Origin of the sequence: Variovorax paradoxus (genome assembly GCF_029919115.1) — a bacterium.
GTDB lineage: Bacteria > Pseudomonadota > Gammaproteobacteria > Burkholderiales > Burkholderiaceae_C > Variovorax > Variovorax paradoxus_O.
The window spans coordinates 5,271,146-5,288,943 of the sequence record NZ_CP123990.1 but is presented as its reverse complement, the minus strand read 5'-3'; the positions used below and the strand labels follow the sequence as shown (position 1 = coordinate 5,288,943).

General features: G+C 67.1%; 19 protein-coding genes. 13 read left to right on the top strand and 6 right to left on the bottom strand.

Annotated elements, in window-relative coordinates:
• Position 1 precedes the first annotated feature (1 nt).
• Complete coding sequence (locus tag QHG62_RS25295; protein ID WP_258502279.1) at positions 2 to 868, bottom strand: amidohydrolase family protein; 867 nt, start codon at positions 866 to 868, stop codon at positions 2 to 4.
• A 104-nt stretch (positions 869 to 972) separates the two neighbouring features.
• Here QHG62_RS25295 and QHG62_RS25290 point away from each other — a divergent pair, with 104 nt between their 5' ends.
• The 6 genes from QHG62_RS25290 to QHG62_RS25265 are packed head-to-tail and all read left to right on the top strand — an operon-like array spanning position 973 to position 7,715.
• On the top strand, positions 973 to 1,746 hold the full coding sequence (locus QHG62_RS25290) for a crotonase/enoyl-CoA hydratase family protein (protein ID WP_281148344.1): 774 nt from the start codon (positions 973 to 975) through the stop codon (positions 1,744 to 1,746).
• Positions 1,743 to 3,596: a feruloyl-CoA synthase gene (locus QHG62_RS25285; RefSeq protein ID WP_281148343.1), complete on the top strand. Its 1,854-nt coding sequence runs from the start codon at positions 1,743 to 1,745 to the stop codon at positions 3,594 to 3,596. Before QHG62_RS25290 ends, QHG62_RS25285 begins: the two co-directional genes overlap by 4 nt.
• Positions 3,597 to 3,619: 23 nt before the next feature.
• On the top strand, positions 3,620 to 4,384 hold the full coding sequence (locus QHG62_RS25280; RefSeq protein ID WP_281148342.1) for an SDR family NAD(P)-dependent oxidoreductase: 765 nt from the start codon (positions 3,620 to 3,622) through the stop codon (positions 4,382 to 4,384).
• 38 nt (positions 4,385 to 4,422) lie between these two features.
• The gene (locus QHG62_RS25275) at positions 4,423 to 5,412 is read left to right on the top strand and encodes a Bug family tripartite tricarboxylate transporter substrate binding protein (RefSeq protein WP_281148341.1); all 990 of its coding nucleotides are present in this window, start codon (positions 4,423 to 4,425) and stop codon (positions 5,410 to 5,412) included.
• A 13-nt stretch (positions 5,413 to 5,425) separates the two neighbouring features.
• Positions 5,426 to 7,183 carry an acyl-CoA dehydrogenase family protein gene (locus tag QHG62_RS25270; protein WP_281148340.1) on the top strand — a complete coding sequence of 586 codons (1,758 nt, stop codon included), beginning with the start codon at positions 5,426 to 5,428 and terminating at the stop codon, positions 7,181 to 7,183.
• Between the two features lie 40 nt (positions 7,184 to 7,223).
• Positions 7,224 to 7,715, top strand: a complete 492-nt coding sequence (locus QHG62_RS25265) for a MarR family winged helix-turn-helix transcriptional regulator (protein ID WP_281148339.1) — start codon at positions 7,224 to 7,226, stop codon at positions 7,713 to 7,715.
• A gap of 40 nt (positions 7,716 to 7,755) precedes the next feature.
• On the opposite strand, the gene QHG62_RS25260 is transcribed toward QHG62_RS25265, so the two are convergent.
• Positions 7,756 to 8,418, bottom strand: coding sequence for a TetR/AcrR family transcriptional regulator (locus QHG62_RS25260; RefSeq protein ID WP_281148338.1), 663 nt, complete (start codon positions 8,416 to 8,418; stop codon positions 7,756 to 7,758).
• 126 nt (positions 8,419 to 8,544) lie between these two features.
• Here QHG62_RS25260 and QHG62_RS25255 point away from each other — a divergent pair, with 126 nt between their 5' ends.
• The 5 genes from QHG62_RS25255 (at position 8,545) to QHG62_RS25235 (ending at position 11,959) form a co-directional block, all read left to right on the top strand.
• Positions 8,545 to 8,979, top strand: coding sequence for a VOC family protein (locus tag QHG62_RS25255; protein ID WP_281148337.1), 435 nt, complete (start codon positions 8,545 to 8,547; stop codon positions 8,977 to 8,979).
• A gap of 47 nt (positions 8,980 to 9,026) precedes the next feature.
• Positions 9,027 to 9,554, top strand: coding sequence for an SRPBCC family protein (locus QHG62_RS25250; RefSeq protein ID WP_281148336.1), 528 nt, complete (start codon positions 9,027 to 9,029; stop codon positions 9,552 to 9,554).
• 18 nt (positions 9,555 to 9,572) lie between these two features.
• Positions 9,573 to 9,992, top strand: coding sequence for a VOC family protein (locus tag QHG62_RS25245; protein WP_281148335.1), 420 nt, complete (start codon positions 9,573 to 9,575; stop codon positions 9,990 to 9,992).
• A gap of 40 nt (positions 9,993 to 10,032) precedes the next feature.
• Positions 10,033 to 11,535 carry a DHA2 family efflux MFS transporter permease subunit gene (locus QHG62_RS25240; RefSeq protein WP_281148334.1) on the top strand — a complete coding sequence of 501 codons (1,503 nt, stop codon included), beginning with the start codon at positions 10,033 to 10,035 and terminating at the stop codon, positions 11,533 to 11,535.
• A gap of 64 nt (positions 11,536 to 11,599) precedes the next feature.
• The gene (locus tag QHG62_RS25235) at positions 11,600 to 11,959 is read left to right on the top strand and encodes a DUF1428 domain-containing protein (RefSeq protein ID WP_281148333.1); all 360 of its coding nucleotides are present in this window, start codon (positions 11,600 to 11,602) and stop codon (positions 11,957 to 11,959) included.
• Between the two features lie 15 nt (positions 11,960 to 11,974).
• Here the strand turns inward: QHG62_RS25235 and QHG62_RS25230 are convergent, their stop codons facing one another.
• Positions 11,975 to 12,733, bottom strand: a complete 759-nt coding sequence (locus tag QHG62_RS25230; RefSeq protein WP_281148332.1) for a sulfite exporter TauE/SafE family protein — start codon at positions 12,731 to 12,733, stop codon at positions 11,975 to 11,977.
• Positions 12,734 to 12,972: 239 nt separating this feature from the next.
• Here QHG62_RS25230 and QHG62_RS25225 point away from each other — a divergent pair, with 239 nt between their 5' ends.
• Positions 12,973 to 13,446 (top strand): DoxX family protein, encoded by a 474-nt coding sequence (locus QHG62_RS25225; protein WP_281148331.1) that lies wholly within the window; start codon positions 12,973 to 12,975, stop codon positions 13,444 to 13,446.
• Between the two features lie 15 nt (positions 13,447 to 13,461).
• Here QHG62_RS25225 and QHG62_RS25220 read toward each other — a convergent pair whose 3' ends face one another.
• Entirely contained in the window at positions 13,462 to 14,211 is a 750-nt protein-coding gene (locus QHG62_RS25220) for a Crp/Fnr family transcriptional regulator (RefSeq protein WP_281148330.1), read from the bottom strand.
• 29 nt (positions 14,212 to 14,240) lie between these two features.
• Between QHG62_RS25220 and QHG62_RS25215 the strand changes: the two genes are divergently transcribed.
• Positions 14,241 to 15,902 (top strand): adenylate/guanylate cyclase domain-containing protein, encoded by a 1,662-nt coding sequence (locus QHG62_RS25215; protein ID WP_281148329.1) that lies wholly within the window; start codon positions 14,241 to 14,243, stop codon positions 15,900 to 15,902.
• Here the strand turns inward: QHG62_RS25215 and rtcA are convergent.
• Positions 15,878 to 16,930, bottom strand: coding sequence for an RNA 3'-terminal phosphate cyclase (gene rtcA / locus QHG62_RS25210; protein ID WP_281148328.1), 1,053 nt, complete (start codon positions 16,928 to 16,930; stop codon positions 15,878 to 15,880). The genes QHG62_RS25215 and rtcA overlap by 25 nt on opposite strands.
• Positions 16,927 to 17,787, bottom strand: coding sequence for a nucleotidyltransferase domain-containing protein (locus QHG62_RS25205; protein WP_281148327.1), 861 nt, complete (start codon positions 17,785 to 17,787; stop codon positions 16,927 to 16,929). The genes rtcA and QHG62_RS25205 overlap by 4 nt, the downstream gene beginning before the upstream one ends.
• Between the last annotated feature and the right edge of the window lie 11 nt (positions 17,788 to 17,798).

Genomic DNA, 17,798 nt, shown 5'->3' with positions numbered 1-17,798 from the left:
GTCAGCCTTCCAGCTTGAGCAGCCGCACCGCGTTGCCCTTCAGGATGCCGGGCATCACCTCGGGCTTGAAGCCGGCCGTTTCGAAGTCCTTCATCCAACGGTCGGGCGTGATCAGCGGGTAGTCGCTGCCGAACAGGATGCGGTCTTTCAGCAGCGTGTTGGCGTACTGCACCAGCTGCTTCGGAAAATACTTGGGGCTCCAGCCCGACAGGTCGATCCACACGTTGGGCTTGTGCGTGGCCACGCTCAGCGCCTCGTCCTGCCACGGAAAGCTGGGGTGCGCCATCACGATCTGCATGTCCGGAAAGTCGATGGCCACGTCGTCCAGGTGCATCGGGTTGCTGTACTCCAGCCTGAGGCCGCCGCCGCAGCGCATGCCCGAGCCGATACCGCTGTGTCCCGTGTGGAAGATGGCCGGCAGGTTGTACTCGGCAATCACTTCGTAGATGGGCCAGGCCATCTTGTCGTAGGGGTGGTAGCCCTGCACCGTGGGGTGGAACTTGAAGCCCTTCACGCCGTGCTCCTCAATGAGCCGCCGCGCCTCGCGCGCACCCATCTTTCCCTTGTGCGGATCGATGCTGGCAAAGGCAATCATGATGTCGCTGTTCTTCTGCGCGGCCTCGGCAATTTCCTCGTTCGGAATGCGCCGGCGGCCCATGTTCGACTCGGCGTCGACCATGAACATCACGAGGCCGATCTTTCTTTCGCGGTAGTACGCCACGCTCTCGGCAATGGTCGGCCGCCCGCTCGAGCCGAAGTACTTGTCGGCGGCGCGGTCGTACTCCTCGCCGTAGTTGTCGAACGGGTTCCAGCAGCTCACTTCGGCGTGGGTGTGGATGTCGATCGCGATGAGGTTCTTGTGGTCCATCTCGTTGTCTCCAGTACGGGTAAGTCCCTAGGATTTCGGGCTCTCAAGTGCCTTGAATTGATTATTTATCATAACCATAATCCAACTCACACACGAATGCAATCATGACCAATCCCGACCTCCAACTCGACATTCGCGACGAAGTCGCCATCGTTCGCCTGACGCGCGGCGCCAAACGCAATGCCCTTTCGGACGGGTTGGTCCTCGCGTTGCGCAATACCTTCGAGACCCTGCCCTCCACGGTGCGCGCGGCAGTGCTCGACGGCGAAGGCCCGCACTTCTGCGCCGGCCTCGACCTGAGCGAGCTGAAAGAGCGCGACGCGGGCCAGGGCATGCAGCATTCGCGCATGTGGCACGCCGCGCTCGACCTGATCCAGCACGGTCCGGTGCCGGTGGTTGCCGCGCTGCACGGCGCGGTGGTGGGCGGCGGCCTGGAACTGGCCAGCGCCTGCCACATCCGCGTGGCCGACCGCTCCACCTTCTATGCGCTGCCCGAAGGCTCGCGCGGCATCTTCGTGGGCGGCGGCGGCTCGGTGCGCATTCCCAAGCTGATCGGCGTGGCCCGCATGACCGACATGATGATGACCGGCCGCGTCTACAACGCGGAAGACGGCGAGCGCGCCAACTTCGCGCAGTACCTGGTCGACGAAGGCGCGGCCTTCGACAAGGCCTTTGAACTCGCCAAGCGCATTGCCACCAACGCGCCGCTCACCAACTACGCGCTCATGCATGCGCTGCCGCGCATTGCCGAGCAGTCGGCCGACCACGGCTTCTTTACCGAGGCACTGATGTCCGGCATCGTGCAGAACGCACCGGAGGCCAAGGAGCGCGTGCGCGATTTCCTCGAAGGCCGCGGCGCCAAGGTGAGCAAAGGATGACCACGATCCGATACCGTCCGCTGGCGTTCGGCGTTACCCGCGCAGTGCTGCGCGAAGGCGCGCCGGGCACGCAGTACCTGCGCGCCGAAACAGAGCTCGGCCCCTACCGCGACCGCATGACCGACCGCCTGGCGCACTGGGCCGAAGCGGCGCCCGAGCGCACCTTCATCGCCCGCCGCGAACGGCTGCCCGACGGCAGCACCGGCGACTGGCAGCGCGTGAGCTATGCCGAGGCGCTGCAGAAGGCGCGCGGCATCGGCCAGGCCCTGCTCGATCGCGGCCTGGGCCCGGACCGCCCGGTCGCGATCCTCAGCGAGAACAGCATCGAACACGCGCTGCTGGCCCTGGGCTGCCTCTATGCCGGCGTGCCGTATTGCCCCGTGTCGCCGCCCTACTCGCTGGTGAGCCAGGACTTCGAGAAGCTGCGCCACGTGCTGGAGACGCTCACGCCGGGCCTCGTGTTCGCCGCCGACGCCGCGCGCTATGCCCGTGCTATCCAGGCCGTGGTGCCTGCGGACACCGAAGTCGTCCTCGCCGAAGGCCAACTCGAAGGCCGCGCGACCACCAGCCTGGACGCCCTCGCCGCCACGCCCGCAACGCCGGCCATCGACGCCGCTATGCGCGCCACCGGGCCGGACACCATCACCAAGTTCCTGTTCACCTCGGGCTCTACCAAGATGCCCAAGGCGGTGATCAACACGCACCGCATGTGGTGCGCCAACCAGCAGCAGCTGCGGCAATCGATTCCCGCATTGGGCGAAGAGCCGCCGGTGCTGGTCGACTGGCTGCCGTGGAACCACACCTTCGGCGGCAACCACAACGTGGGCATCGTGCTGGACAACGGCGGCACGCTCTACATCGACGACGGCAAGCCCACGCCCGACGGCATGGCCGAGACGCTGCGCAACCTGCGCGAGATCGCGCCCACCATCTACTTCAACGTGCCGACCGGCTTCGAGGCCATTGCGCACGCGATGGAAACCGATGCGGTGCTGCGCCGCAACCTGCTGTCGCGCGTGAAGATGTTCTTCTATTCCGGCGCGGCGCTGGCGCAGCCCATCTGGGACAGCCTGCACCGCACGCAAGAGGCCGAAGTGGGCGAGCGCATCGTGATGGGCACGGGCCTGGGCATGACCGAGTCGGGCCCCTTCGCGCTGTATGTCACCGGCCCCGAGGTCAAGTCGGGCGACATCGGCCTGCCCGCGGCGGGCATCGAGCTCAAGCTGATCCAGGTCGATGGCAAGACCGAGGTGCGCTACCGCGGCCCCAACATCACGCCCGGTTATTGGCGTGCGCCAGAAGCCACGGCAGAGGCGCTCGACGACGAGGGCTTCTTCTGCACCGGCGACGCGGTGAAGTGGATCGACGAAAGCAACATTCACCGCGGCCTGCGCTTCGACGGCCGAATTGCCGAAGACTTCAAGCTGGCCACCGGCACCTTCGTGAGCGTCGGGCCGCTGCGCGCAAAGATCATCGCGGCCGGTGCACCCTATGTGCAAGACGCGGTGCTGACCGGCATCAACCTGAAGGAAGTCGGCGCGCTGATCTTCCCCACGCAGAAGGTGCGCGAGCTCGCAGGGCTGCCGGCAGACGCAACGATGCAGCAGGTGCTCGAAAGCGCGCCGGTGCAGGCGCACTTCCAGCAGGTGGCCAACGAACTGTCGGCCATGGGCACCGGCAGTGCCAACCGGGTCGCGCGGCTGCACCTGATGGCCGAGCCCCCTTCCATCGACAAGGGCGAAGTGACCGACAAGGGCTCCATCAACCAGCGCGCCGTGCTCAAGCACCGCGCCCACCTGGTCGAGGCGCTGCATGCCGACACCCTGCCCTTCACCTTGAAGCCCCGCTGACCCACATCCAGGAGACACACACCATGAAGATCGAAGGACAAGCAGCACTCGTCACCGGCGGCGCATCGGGCCTCGGTGAAGCCACCGCGCGCGAACTCTCGCGGCTGGGCGCCAAGGTGGCCGTGCTCGACCGCAATGCGGAGCTCGCCGAAAAGGTCGCTTCGGAGATCGGTGGCGTGGCGTGCGTCTGCGACATCACCGACACCGAGAGCGTCAATGCGGCGCTCGACAAGGCCGCGGCGGCGCACGGCCCCGCGCGCATTCTCATGAACGTGGCCGGCATCGGCAGCGCCAAACGCATCGTCGGCAAGGACGGCAACCCGGCTCCGCTCGAAGACTTCGTGCGCGTGGTCAACATCAACCTGATCGGTGGCTACAACATGGCGCGCCTGTTCGCGGCGCGCTGCGCCAAGCTCGAAGCGCTCGACAACGGCGAAAAAGGCGTGATGCTCTTCACCGCCTCGGTCGCCGCCTTCGACGGCCAGGTGGGCCAGCAGGCCTACAGCGCATCGAAGGGCGGCCTGGTGGGCATGACGCTGCCGATGGCACGCGACCTGGCGCAGCACGCCATTCGCGTGTGCACCGTGGCGCCCGGCCTCTTTGCCACGCCGCTCTTGATGGAACTGCCCGAAGCGGTGCAGCAATCGCTTGCGGCATCGATTCCGTTTCCGCCGCGCCTGGGCAAGCCTTCGGAATTTGCCGAACTGGCCTGCCACATCGTGACCAACGGGCATTTGAACGGCGAAGTGATTCGCCTTGACGGCGCCTTGCGCATGGCACCGCGCTGATTTCGATTCCAGAACCCTAGAAAACCGGAGACAAGACCATGACCAACCGACGTCAGTTCGTGAAGGTGCTCGGCGGCGCAGCCGCATTCGGCGCCCTGCATCCGCTTGCCGCACTCGCCCAGGCCGTGCAGCAGGCAAAGATCTACTACGGCTTTCCGGCCGGCAGCGCTGGCGACAGCGTGGCGCGCCGCGTGGCCGAAAAACTCGGCGACACGCCTTTCTCCAAGATCAACGCGGTGGTCGAGAACAAGCCGGGTGCCGGCGGGCGCATTGCGCTCGAAACACTCAAGACTTCCGTGGCCGACGGCTCGGTGCTGTGCCTGGCGCAGGCCTCTGCGCTGTCGACCTACCCGCACATCTACACCAAGCTGAGCTACGGCCTGGCCGATTTCGCGCCCGTTTCCATCGGCGCCGTCATGACGCACGGCCTGGCGGTCGGACCGATGGTGCCGGCCAGCGTGAAGACGCTGAAAGACTACATCGCCTGGGCCAAGGCCAACCCCGGCCAGGCCAGCTACGGCTCGCCGGGCGCGGGCTCCACGCCTCACTTCCTGGGCGCGCTGCTCGGCCTGAACAGCGGCACCGACCTGCGGCACATTCCCTACCGCGGCTCGCTGCCGGCCATCAACGACGTGGTGGGCGGGCAGATCGCATCGAGCATGACGCCGGTAGGCGACTACCTGCCCTTCGCCAAGGCCGGCAAGCTGCGCGTGCTGGCCACCTCGGGCGCGCAGCGCGCCGCCTACCTGCCCGATGTGCCCACCTTCACGGAGCAGGGGTTTCCGGAGATCGTGGCCGACGAATGGTTCGGCTTTTTCGCGCCCGCCAAGACGCCGGCCAGCGTGGTCGCCGCGGCCAGCACCGCCATCCAGGCTGCCCTCAAGGACAAGACCGTGGCCGATGGCCTGCTGTCGGTGGGCCTGATCGCGCACGGCTCCTCGCCCGAGGACATGAAGAAATCGCTCCAGTCCGAATACGAACGCTGGGGCCCACTGGTCAAGAAGATCGGCTTCACCGCCGAATCCTGATACCGATACCTCGATGGATTACCGCCCCCGCCCCGAAGACAGCCGATTCATCCTGAACGCGGTGCTCGACGCGCCTGTGCGGCTGGGCGCGCTCGCGCCCTTTGCCGAAGCCGACGAGGCGCTGCAGAGCCAGGTGCTGGAAGAAGCGGCCCGCTTCGTGGCCGAGGCGGTCGCGCCACCGAACCGCGGCGGAGACGAGATCGGCTGCCGCTTCAGCCAGGGCGAAGTCACCACGCCGCCGGGCTTTCGCGAGGCGTACCAGGCGCTGGTCGATGGCGGCTGGCCCAGCCTTTCGGCGGCGCCGGAAGACGGCGGCCAGGGCTTGCCCACCGTGCTCGAAGCCGTTCTCTACGAATGGCTGAGCGCGGCAAACCACGGGTTCACCATGGCGCCAGGCCTGCTGCACGGCGCCTACGCTTGCCTCAAGCACCACGGCAGCGACGAACTGAAGGCCCGCTACCTCTCGAAGATCGCCAGCGGCGAATGGCTGGCCACCATGTGCCTGACCGAAGCCCACGCAGGCAGCGACCTGGGCCAGGCGCGCACGCGCGCCGTGCCGCAGGCCGATGGCAGCTTTCGCGTGAGCGGCGGCAAGATCTTCATATCAGGCGGCGAGCACGACCTCACTCCGAACATCGTGCACCTGGTGCTTTGCCGCTTGCCCGATGCGCCTGCCGGCGCCAAGGGCCTGTCGCTGGTGCTGGTGCCCAAGCAGCTGCAAGACGGCACGCGCAACGCGGTGCATTGCGAACGCATCGAAGAAAAAATGGGCCTGCACGGCAGCCCGACCTGCGTCATGCGCTTCGACGAGGCCACGGGCTGGCTGGTCGGCGAGCCAGGCCGCGGCCTGGCCGCGATGTTCGTCATGATGAACGCGGCGCGCCTGCATGTGGCGCTGCAGGGCGTCGGCCTGCTCGATGCCGCCCGGCAGAAAGCCGACGCCTACGCCGCGGAGCGCCGCCAGATGCGCGCGCCCGGCACAGTGCCCGCAAGCCGAGGCAGCGAAGCCGCCGACCTGATCGCCGAACATCCAGCCATCCGGCGCATTCTGGATACGCAACGCGCCTGGGTCGAAGCCGGGCGCACGCTCGCCTACCGCACCGCTCTGATGCTCGACGTGGCCACGCACGATGCCAACGCCAAGGCGCGTGATCGCGCGCAGCGCTGGTGCTCGCTGGTCACCCCGGTCCTGAAAGCCGCCTGCACGCAGCAGGCATTCCATGGCGCGAGCGAATGCCTCCAGGTGTTCGGCGGCCACGGCTATGTGCGCGAATGGGGCATCGAGCAGATCGTGCGCGATGCACGCGTCACCATGATCTACGAGGGCACCAACGAGATCCAGGCGATCGACCTGCTGGTGCGCAAGGTGCTGCCCGACGCCGGCGCCGCCATGTCGGCCGTGCTGCTCGAGCTGCGCGACACGCTCGATGCCTCGCGCGAAGCCGATGCCGACGTGCAGCGGCGGCTTGCGCAGCTGCGCTACCTGGGCACCACCATTGCCATGGCAGCGCATGCCAACCCGGTGCTGCCCCACGAAGTGGCCGACGACTACCTGCGCGTGGTGATGCTCACCTTGATGGCCTGGGCCTGGGCGCGCATCGATGCGGCCGAGGCGTCGGATGCGGAACGCGCCGCCAGGGCCGGCCCCGCCGCGGCATTCCGGCGCTGGGTGCTGCCCGAGTTCGAAATGCGGCTGGGCATCGTCAAGCGCGCCTGCGAGGGTGTTGCCATGTCGCACGACGCCGCAAAAACTCCCGCTGCTTCCAACTGACGGCGCGCCGGCCGGGCCGGTCGCGGGTTACGCTCGGGCCATGCCTCGTCCATCCAAGAACAGTTCCGCCAAGGCAGAGCCCGCAACGCCGGGCAACGGCAAGTCCGACCGGCTCGATGCCCGCATGCTCGAAGCCCTGGTCGGCTACAACGCGCGCCGCGCCTGGCTGATCATCAGCGGCGTATTCGCCGAACGCATGGCGCCGTACGGGCTCAAGCAGATCGATTTTTCGGTGCTCTCGCTGCTGGCGCACAACCCAGGCGCCACCTCGCGCCAGCTGTGCAACGCGCTCGATATTCTTCCGCCCAACCTGGTGAGCCTGGTGGCCACACTGGACAGCCGCGGGCTCATCGAACGCAAGCCGCACCCGCACGACGGCCGTGCCGTCGGCTTGCATCTCACCGAGGCGGGCGACAAGCTGATTCGCGAAGCCGAGCAGACCGTGACGCAGCTGGAGGCCGATGCCAGTGCCCGGCTCACGGCGCGTGAGCGCGAAACCCTGATCCGGCTGCTGCAGAAGATCTACCTGTAGCCGCCCGCCCCCAGAGGAGGTCTGCCCAGAGGAGGTCTGGCTAGAGGCCGCGCTCCACCATGTCGATCAGGCGCTGTCCAAGCGCGTGGGCCGCTTCGGCGCCGATGCCCTTCAGCGGCCCGTCGATGATCAGCAGTGCCAGCCCGTGCACGGCCGACCAGGCCAGGTACTCGGCATCAGGCCGGCGCGAAGCCTCGAGCGCGCCCGCCTCCACGAGCCGGTCGATCGCGGCGCCCAGCAGCTGAAAGGGACCCATCCCGCTGGCGCCCACGCTCGCCGGGCCCACCTCGCCTTCGGCATCTTCCGACGACACCACGAAAGCCGTGCGAAAGAGCCCCGGCTCGGCCTGCGCGAAACGCAGGTAGGCCGTGCCGATGGCCCGCACCTGCGCCCGCGCAAAGTCCAGGGGCGGCTGTTCGCGGGGCAGCACCGCCAGTTCCTTTTCCATGGAGACTGCAGCCGCCGAGAGCGCGGCCGCCCGCACCGCCAGCAGCAGTTCCCGCCGGCTTGCAAAGTGCCGGTACGCCGCGTTGGGCACCACGCCCGCGCGCCGCGTCACCTCGCGCAGCGCCACCGCGTCGGGGCCGCCGTCGCGGGCCAGTTCAATGCCCGCCTCGAGCAACGCGCGCCGCAAGTCGCCGTGCCGGTAGGTGCTGCGGGCAGCGGGCGGAACGGGGCCTGGCGGAATGACGGGGGGGCTCATCGGAATCTCCATGTGGACAGTGTCCATTATGTCTGCTATTCTTTGTGGACGGTGTACACAAACTAAGTATTCCGTATTCGCGCAGGTCTTCTGCGCACCCTTTCACCCTCAGTCCAAGGAACCGCCATGAAAGTCCAGTCTTACCTGTCATTCGAAGGCCGTTGCGACGAAGCAATCGCGTTCTACAAGAAGGCGCTGGGCGCCGAAGTCGTACAGCTCATGCGCTACAGCGACGCGCCGGAAATGCCGGCGGCCGAAGCCGAGGCAGGTTGCCCCGGCGCCACGCCTGCTGCCGACAAGGTGATGCACGCCGTGGTGCGCATCGGCGAAACCGAGCTGATGGCTTCCGACGGACGGTGTTCCGGCCAAGCGGAATTCAAGGGCATCATGCTCGCCCTCAGCGCCGGCACAGATGCCGAGGCGCGCCAGTGGTTCGATGCGCTGGCCGACGGCGGGCAGGTGATGCAGCCGCTGACGCCGACCTTTTTCAGCTCCAGCTTCGGCATGCTCACCGACCGCTTCGGCATCGGCTGGCTGCTGGTGGTGCACGCCGGCCAGTAATCGATTACCGCGGCGGTGCCTCCCGACCCCGCATCAGGAACATCTTCATGCTCAAGAAAATTGCCCTCGTCATCCTCGCGCTGGTCGCGATCGTGCTCATCTACGCCGCGACCCGGCCCGGCGCCTTCCGGGTCGAACGCACGGCGCGCATCGCCGCGCCGGCCGAGAAGATCTTTCCGCTGATCAACGACTTTCACCGCTGGGGCGAATGGTCGCCCTACGAGAAGCTGGACCCGGGCATGAAGCGCACCTTTGGCGGCGCACCCGCCGGCAAGGGCGCAACCTACGCGTGGGAAGGCAACGACAAGGCGGGCGCGGGCCGCATGGAAATCGTCGAGTCGGCGCCCTCTTCGAAGATCGCGATCAAGCTCGATTTCACCAAGCCCTTCGAAGCCCGCAACATGGCCGAGTTCACGCTGCAGCCGCAGGACGGCGCCACACAGGTGACCTGGGCCATGCACGGCCCGAGTCCCTACATCGCCAAGCTCATGGGCATCTTCTTCAACATGGACCAGATGATCGGCAAGGACTTCGAGACCGGCCTTGCCAACCTCAAGACGGCCTCTGAAAAATAACCCCGAAAGGAAACAACCATGTCTCCCATCCACGCCTACCTCACGTTCGACGGCAACGCAGCCGAAGCCATGCGCTTCTACGAGAAGACGCTCGGCGGCACCATGCAGATGATGATGACCATCGGCGAAGCGCCCGGCACCGAGCAGATGCCGGCCGACGCCAAGAAGCGGATCATGCATGCCTCCCTTGCCTATGGCGACGGCATGCTCATGGCCTCCGACACCATGCCCGGCCAGACCTACGAAGGCATGAAGGGATTCGGCGTTGCGCTGACCCTCGACACCGTCGCCGAAGCGCGCCGCGTGTTCGACGCTTTCGCCGAGGGCGGCACTGTCTCGATGCCCTTCGAGAAAACGTTCTGGGTCGAGGGCTTCGGCATGGTGACCGACCGCTTCGGCACGCCGTGGCTCATCAACGGCGGCAAGCCGCTGGTCTGAACCCACCCCACTCGCAACCTGCTGCAGGGAATCACTCTCCATGACCGACACACTCGACAACAACCGGAAGCGCTGGCTCGCATTGATGGTGCTGTGCCTTGGCGTGCTGATGATCGTGCTCGACACCACGATCGTGAACGTGGCGCTGCCTTCCATTCGCACCGACCTGGGCTTTACCGAAACCTCGCTGGTCTGGGTGGTGAATGCCTACATGCTCACCTTCGGCGGCTTCCTGCTGCTGGGCGGGCGGCTCGGCGACCTGTACGGCCATCGCAGGCTCTTTCTCATCGGCCTCGTGCTGTTCACGCTCGCATCGCTCGCCTGCGGCCTTGCCAACTCGCAGGCCCTGCTGGTGGCGGCGCGTGCGGTGCAGGGACTGGGCGGCGCGGTGGTCTCGGCCGTTTCGCTCTCGCTCATCATGAATCTGTTCACCGAACCGGCCGACCGCGCGAAGGCAATGGGTGTGTACGGCTTTGTCTGCGCGGGCGGCGGCAGCATCGGCGTGCTGCTGGGCGGGCTGCTCACGAGTTCGCTGAGCTGGCACTGGATCTTCCTGGTGAACCTGCCGATCGGCGTGGCGGTGTATGCGCTGTGCGTGGCGCTGTTGCCCAACGCGCGCGGCCAGGCGCACGGCGAAAAGCTCGACGTGGCGGGCGCCGTCACCGTCACGCTGTCGCTCATGCTCGCGGTCTACGGCGTGGTCAACGGCAACGAGGCCGGCTGGGGCTCCACGCAAACGCTGGGCCTGCTCGGGGCAGCGGTGGTGCTGCTTGCGATCTTCATCACGATCGAGGCGCGCGTGCAGCATCCGCTGATGCCGCTGGGCCTCTTTCGCCTGCGCAGCGTGTCGGTTGCCAACGTGGTGGGGGTGCTGTGGGCGGCGGCCATGTTCGCGTGGTTCTTCATCTCGGCGCTGTACATGCAGCTGGTGCTGAACTACACGCCAATGCAGATCGGCCTTGCCTTCCTGCCGGCCAACATCATCATGGCGGTGTTCTCGCTCGGCCTCTCGGCCAAGCTGGTCATGCGCTTCGGCATCCGCAAGCCGCTTGCGGCCGGGCTGTGGCTCGCGGCCATCGGCCTTGCGCTCTTTGCGCGTGCGCCCGTCAACGGCAGCTTTGCCGTAGACGTGTTGCCCGGGATGATGCTGCTCGGCCTGGGCGCCGGCATGGCGTTCAACCCGGTGCTGCTCGCGGCGATGAGCGAAGTCGACCCGGCCGATTCAGGCCTGGCCTCTGGGGTGGTCAACACCGCCTTCATGATGGGCGGTGCACTCGGCTTGGCCGTGCTGGCCAGTGCGGCCGCGGCGCGCACGGACTCGATGCAGGCAGCCGGGGCGCAGTTGCCGCTTGCGCTCACAGGCGGCTACAACCTTGCGTTTCTTGTCGGCGCCGTGTTTGCGGCGCTGGCGGGTTTGATCGGCGCATTGCTGCTTCGCACTGCGCCACCGGGGCCTGCCCAGAACGACAACAACAGCAACAACAGAAACAACGAAGGGGCCGCGGCATCCGCAAGCACGGCAAACCGTGCGGCGGCGTCTTGAGGGCGCGCCAGTCCGGCGGCCCACGTTTCTTCTCTTCTTTCCGTTTCTTTCAAGGAGACTTTCAATGGCTCGCTATGTCGATGGCTTTCTGGTTCCCGTTCCCTCGAACAACGTCGAGGCGTATCGCAAGCTGGCGCGCAAGGCCGGCAAGATCTGGATGGAATACGGCGCGCTCGAATACGTGGAGTGCATTGCCGACGATGTGAAGCCCGGCAAGTTCACTTCGTTTCCGCAGAGCGTGAAGCAGAAGGCGGACGAAACCGTGGCCTTCTCGTGGATCGTCTACAAGTCGCGCAAGCACCGCGACACGGTCAACGCCAAGGTCATGGCCGATCCGCGCATTGCCGCGATGGACCCGAAGACCATGCCCTTCGATGCGAAGCGGATGATCTTCGGCGGGTTCAAGAGCATCGTCGAGTTCTGACCCTGCCACCCGGGCTCAGGCAAGAAAACCGTCGTAGACGAGCTTGAGCCCGGTCAGCAGCATGCCCAGGTACAGGAAGCGGTAGAACCATGTGGCACTGATGCGCCGCGCAATGCGAATGCCGACCCACACGCCGAGCGGTGCAAGCGGCATCAGCACCGCCGACGTGGCCAGCGTGCGCAAATCGATAAGGCCGAGCCATGCATACGGCACCCATTTGCTCAGGTTCACCACAAAGAAAAAGTAGGCCATCGTGGCCGTGAACACCACCGGCTTGAGCCGCAGCGGAATCACGTAGGCATTGATGGGCGGCCCTCCCGCATGGGCAATGAAGCTCGTGAAGCCCGACACCGCGGTGAGCGCCGCACCCGCCACACGCGAGGGCAGCGGATCGTCCGGCTTGGGCGGAAACACCAGCCGCTGCGCGAGAAACAGCAGCGTGAACACGCCGACGATGCCCGCCACCGTGGGGGCCGAAAGCGTTCGGAACAGCAGCGTACCAATCACGGTGCCGAGCAGTCCGAACGGAACAAGAAACTTGAGCAGCGCCCGGTCGAAGTCGTGCCGGAAGGCAGCGATTCCCAGCAAGTCCATCAACAGCAGCAGCGGCATCAGGATGGCCGCGGCCTGCGGCACCGTGACCGCGAGCGCCATCAGCGGCACCGCGAGCGAGCCGAAGCCGGCGCCGAACCCGCTTTTGCTGATGCCGAGCAGGAGCACCGCCGGAACGGCAACCGCATAAAAATGCGGATCGGTAATGACAGGAAAGAGCATGGGGGAGGGCGGCGCAGAAAAAAGCCCGCCGTGTTGGCGGGCGGTGCAAGCGTAGCAGGACGGTGCCTGGCTTGCAGCCCCCTTCAGGCACCTTGGGCACCTCGGGCACCTCGGGCACCTCGGGCACCTTCAGGAAAGTGTGCGTAAACGCACAGCCGCGCCGGCCGCGGCTGCGCACACTGGAACCGCAACCGTCGCATTCCGCGGCGGCATACAACTTTCTTCTTCAAGGATCTGCCATGAACACCCAGGCCGTAGCCGCCGATTCCGCGCGTGCGCCGATCGCATCTTCGCTCGCCTCTCCCTCCCCCGCCACGCTGGACGATTCCGGCAAGCTGCTGCTGCGCGTTGCCATTGGCGTGCTGGTGCTGCTGCACGGCATTTTCAAGATTTCGGCCGGCGTGGGCTTCGTGAGCGCCATGCTGGTGAAGGCCGGCCTGCCGGGCGGGCTGGCCTACCTGGTGTACGTGGGCGAGATCGTGGCGCCGGTGCTCATGATTGCCGGCTTCTGGACCCGCGCTGCCGCGGGCGTGGTGGTCATCAACATGCTTGCGGCCTTCGGCCTGGTGCACATGGCCGACCTGTTCGCCCTGACCAAGCAGGGTGGCTGGGCGCTTGAACTGCAGGGTCTGTACCTGTTCGGCGCCCTGGCCGTGGTGCTGCTGGGCGCCGGCCGCTTCAGCCTCGGCGGTCTGCGCGGCCGCTGGAACTGATTCGGTTCAACGGGTTCAGCCGGCATCCCCGCGCACTTGCGCCACCATGCGCTCGAGCCGGGCGGCGTCGGCCACCAGCAGGGCCTTGCCGTCCTTGCGCAGCACGCCGCTGCGCACCAGCACATTGAGCTCGCGCGTTACCTGCTCGCGGTTGGTGCTGATCTGGCTGGCCAGGGCCGCGTGCTTGGGCGCCGGGTCGAGCCTCGACTGGTTGCTTTCCACGCCCGCGATTCGCGCGAGCCGCAGCAGCTCGGCATGCAAGCGGTTCTGCACACCCAGCGTGCTCAGGTCGATCACGCGTTCCGACAGCTGCCGCACCAATGAAGCGAGCCGCTGCATCACGCGCTCGGCCACCACCGCTTCGTCGCGCAGCAGGGCCATGAAGGAAAGCCTGTCGAGGCTGGCGAGCACGCTGGCCTCGAGCGTGACCACATCGGCGGAGCGCGGCCCGCCGTCGATGGCGGCAATGTCGCCAAAGTGCTCGCCGGCTCCCGAATCCCTGAACGTGACCTGCCGGCCATTGGCCGAATAGGTGGTCACCCGCACCCGCCCAGAAACCAGCAGGAACACGTCGCCTTGCTGCTCGGCGCGCAGCAGCAGCGGCTTGCCGGCCTCCACGTTGTGCCACAGGCACTGCTGCGCGAGCAGGTCCAGGCGCTGGTCGGAAAGCCCCTCGAGCAAAGCGATGCGGCGCAGCGCAAGGCTGGAACGGAGAGCGGTCGAAGGAGTAGTTGGGGCCATGCCGGATGAGAGGGGCGCGCGCATTATGCTCGGGAGCCCCTTCGAACCCGTTCATGGACAGACGTTCCCCCCAAGCCCCTTCTTTGTCGATACCGCCCAGCCGGCGGAATCTACGCTGGGCGAGCGGGTTGGTGCTGATGGCCTATGTGACGGCGCATTTGCTCAACCATTCGCTCGGCATCGTCTCCTTTGCCGCGGCCGAGACGGTGCTGCGCGGCGTGCAGGTTTTCTGGCACAGCCTGCCGGGCACGCTGCTGCTGTACAGCGCCGCCGCCGTGCACCTGGCACTGGCGGTGGCCGCACTCTGGGAGCGCCGCACCCTGCGCATGCCTGCGCTCGAGGGCCTGCGCATCGTGCTGGGCTTTGCGCTACCCCTGCTGATGGCGGCCCACCTCACGGCCATGCGCGGCGCCTACCAGGCGTACGGCGTCGAGGGCTCGTATGCGCGCGTGGTGTGGGGGTTGTGGAGCCCGCCGGGCGCCGCTGCACAGCTGACGATGATGCTTGCCGCCTGGACCCACGGCTGCCTCGGCATGCATTTTGCGCTGAGGGCGCGGCCGGGCTACCGGCGCTTCTCCCATCTGCTGCTGGCCTTTGCGGTCGTGCTGCCGCTCACCGCCGCAATGGGCTTCGTCTCGATGGGGCGGGAGTTCCAATGGACCGGCGTGCCGCCTGCGGTGGCGCCAACAGCGGCCCAGGGCCGCGCGCTCGACGCCGCAGAGAGCGGCATCAAGTTCTTCTATGCATTCGGGCTGGCCGCCCTGCTCGTGGCCTTCGGAATGCGCAACTGGCTCGCGCGCCGGTCGCACGGCTCATCGGTGACGCTGCGCTACCCCGGCCGAACGGTGCAAGTGCCACGCGGCTGGAGCGTCCTCGAAGCAAGCCGCTCGCACGGCATCGACCATCTTTCGGTGTGCGGCGGCCGGGCGCGCTGCTCGACCTGCCGCGTGCGGGTGCGCGGACCCGCTGATCACATCGGCGAGCCGGGCCGCGACGAGCAGCGAACGCTGGAGCGCGTGCGTGCGCCCGGCGACGTGCGGCTGGCCTGCCAGCTGCGGCCCCATGGCGACATCGAGGTCACCCCGCTGTTCGCACCGCCGCCCAACGGCGGCCGTCCCGCGCCGGTGAGCAGCTTCGGGCGCGAGCGCGAGGTGGCTATTCTGTTTGTCGACCTGCGGCGCTGGTCGGGCTTGTCGGAACGCCAATGGCCGTTCGATCTTGCATACGTGCTCGACCGCTACTTTGCGACGGTAGGCGCGGCGGTTCGCGAAAGCGGCGGCGTGCCCAACCAGTTCATCGGCGACAGCGTGATGGCGATCTTCGGGCTCGAGACCGACCTGCCCACCGCATGCCGCCAGGCGCTGCGCGCAACCGAGCTCATCGGCGAGCGCATGGACGCCTGGAGCGAAAGCTTCGAGGCGCAATTCGGCCAGCGGCTGGACTTTGGCATGGGCCTGCACGCCGGGCGCGCGGCGGTGGGCGAAGTGGGCTACCTCGACACGACCACCTTCACCGCCATCGGCGAAGTGGTCAACACGGCAAGCCGGCTGCAGGACCATTCCAAGGCGGCCGCATCACGGCTGGTAGTTTCGCTGTTCGCGGCGCAGCAGGCCGGCCTGGCGCACGCCGCGGAGCAGGTTGACACACTGGTGGTGCGTGGGCGGTCGGAGCCGCTGTCGGTCATCTGTTCTCAGCCCGCAACAACGCCCCTGTAGTTGACAAACACGGTGGTCGCATACGCGGCTTCTTCGATGGCATAGCGCACCGGCAGAAAGCGCTCGATCACCGCGCAGTTGGTTCGCGTGTGCTCCGTTACCTCGCTGCAGGTAAACGCGGCGGCACCGCCGCTTTGCCATGTCGCCAGGCCCAAAAGCAGCGCCAACTGGTCGGCCAGATGCGGCCCCACGGCCGCCTGGCTCTTCTGGAAGTCGCGCAGTTCCCTCACCAGCGCATGCGCCACCTGCTCCGCGCTCAGCGTCTTTTCGCCGAAGGCCGTGAAAACCTCGGTCACATGCTCGTAGGCCAGCGTGGCGAGCAGCGCGTTGCCCGGCCCTTCGTTCTGCCGCGCCGTGCCCACGCGCAGTTGCTCGCCCGACCAGCCCATGGCCTTGCCCAGCGTTTCCAGCTCACGCGTGGCGATGTGCCGTGCGAGCCCCGGCGCCAGGCACTCGGCGTGGCCCGACAGCAATGCGCCGCGCTCGACCAGATCGAAGGGCTTCAGCCCGTCGGCCGACGGAACGATGGTCGCATCGACCTCGCCGCCGCCGGCGGGATAAAAGCCGCAGCGGCGCAGTACCAGTTGAAGGTCCGCGCCCAGGCGGCGCACCAGCGGCGCAAAGGCGCGCTCCAGAAAGTGGAACGGCGGCGCCATCGGGTTGTGCGTGCCGCCGCGCAGTTGCACGCGGCTTGGCGTGCCGGCCAGCAGCAGCGGTGGCAGTACCGTTTGCAGCACCAGCATGCAGCTGCCCGCGCTCGCAATCGTGAAGCTGTAGTCGCCCGCGCGCACCGGTCCGGGCACGAAGCGCAGCGATTGCGATCCGAGCTCGGCCCCTTCGACCTGCGCGCCGCTGATTTCGGCCGCCGCGTTGACGCACGCGAGATGCTGGCGCATCAGGCCCGGCTTGGCGCGGCCCGCGCGAATCTTCTCGATGGCGACGGGCTGGCCCGTTGCCACCGACAGCGCGAGGCTGGTGCGCAGGATCTGGCCTCCGCCCTCGCCTTGAGAGCCGTCGAGTTCGATCATGCGCGGCCTCCTTTCTTCACTGCGGACGCGGCCGCGTCGAAGCGCAGCACCGTCTCGCAAAGAAATGCATCGAGCCCGGTGCCATCGGCCTGCGGCAGTGGCGTGACAGGTTCGGCTGCGTTGGCCGCCAGTTCGCTTTCGATGAACGCATGAATGCCCGGCCAGCGCGGGCTGGTCGCCGCCTCGCCAGCGCGCATCTTCACTTCGAGCAGCGCGTTGATTTCGTCGATCAGCGCTGCGTCGCGCACGGGGTCGAGCGTTTTCTGCGCGAGGTCGGCAAAGCGCATCGGCGGCATGCCGGGCTGCGTGCGGATCCATCGCGCGGCCAGCAGCGGGCGCAGCACGTAAAGGTATTTCTTGTAGCGCACCTCGTCGGACTGCAGGTGCTCGCGGAAGTTCTTCTTCGCCATCGACGCGTAGTGATGCCAGCCGCGCGCGTTGGAAAACACCGCCTCGGAGAGCGCACGAAAACGCGGCATGGCCGCTTCGTCTTCGCGGTACACCACCGGCGAGCGTAGCCATTCGAGCAGCGTGGGGTTCGACTCGCGCATCAGCCCCAGCGCCTTGCGCAGGTCCCAGCCGTTGATGTCGAGATCACCGCTGATCGGCACCTCGATCACGTCCCGGCGCGGCGTGACCGTGAGGTACCACGGCAGGCGGTTGACGTAGATGAAGCGCACGTCGTAGTCGCTGTCGGGCGAGGCAAAGCCCCAGCCGCGGCTGCCGGATTCGCAGGCGAACAGCACCGTGACGTCATGGCGCGTTTCGATGTCGCGCAGGGCATCCATGATCTGCACGCGCATGGCGGGATCGATGGGGTGCGCCGAGCGCAGGAATTCTTGTTCTTTGTTGCTCATGAATAAAAACT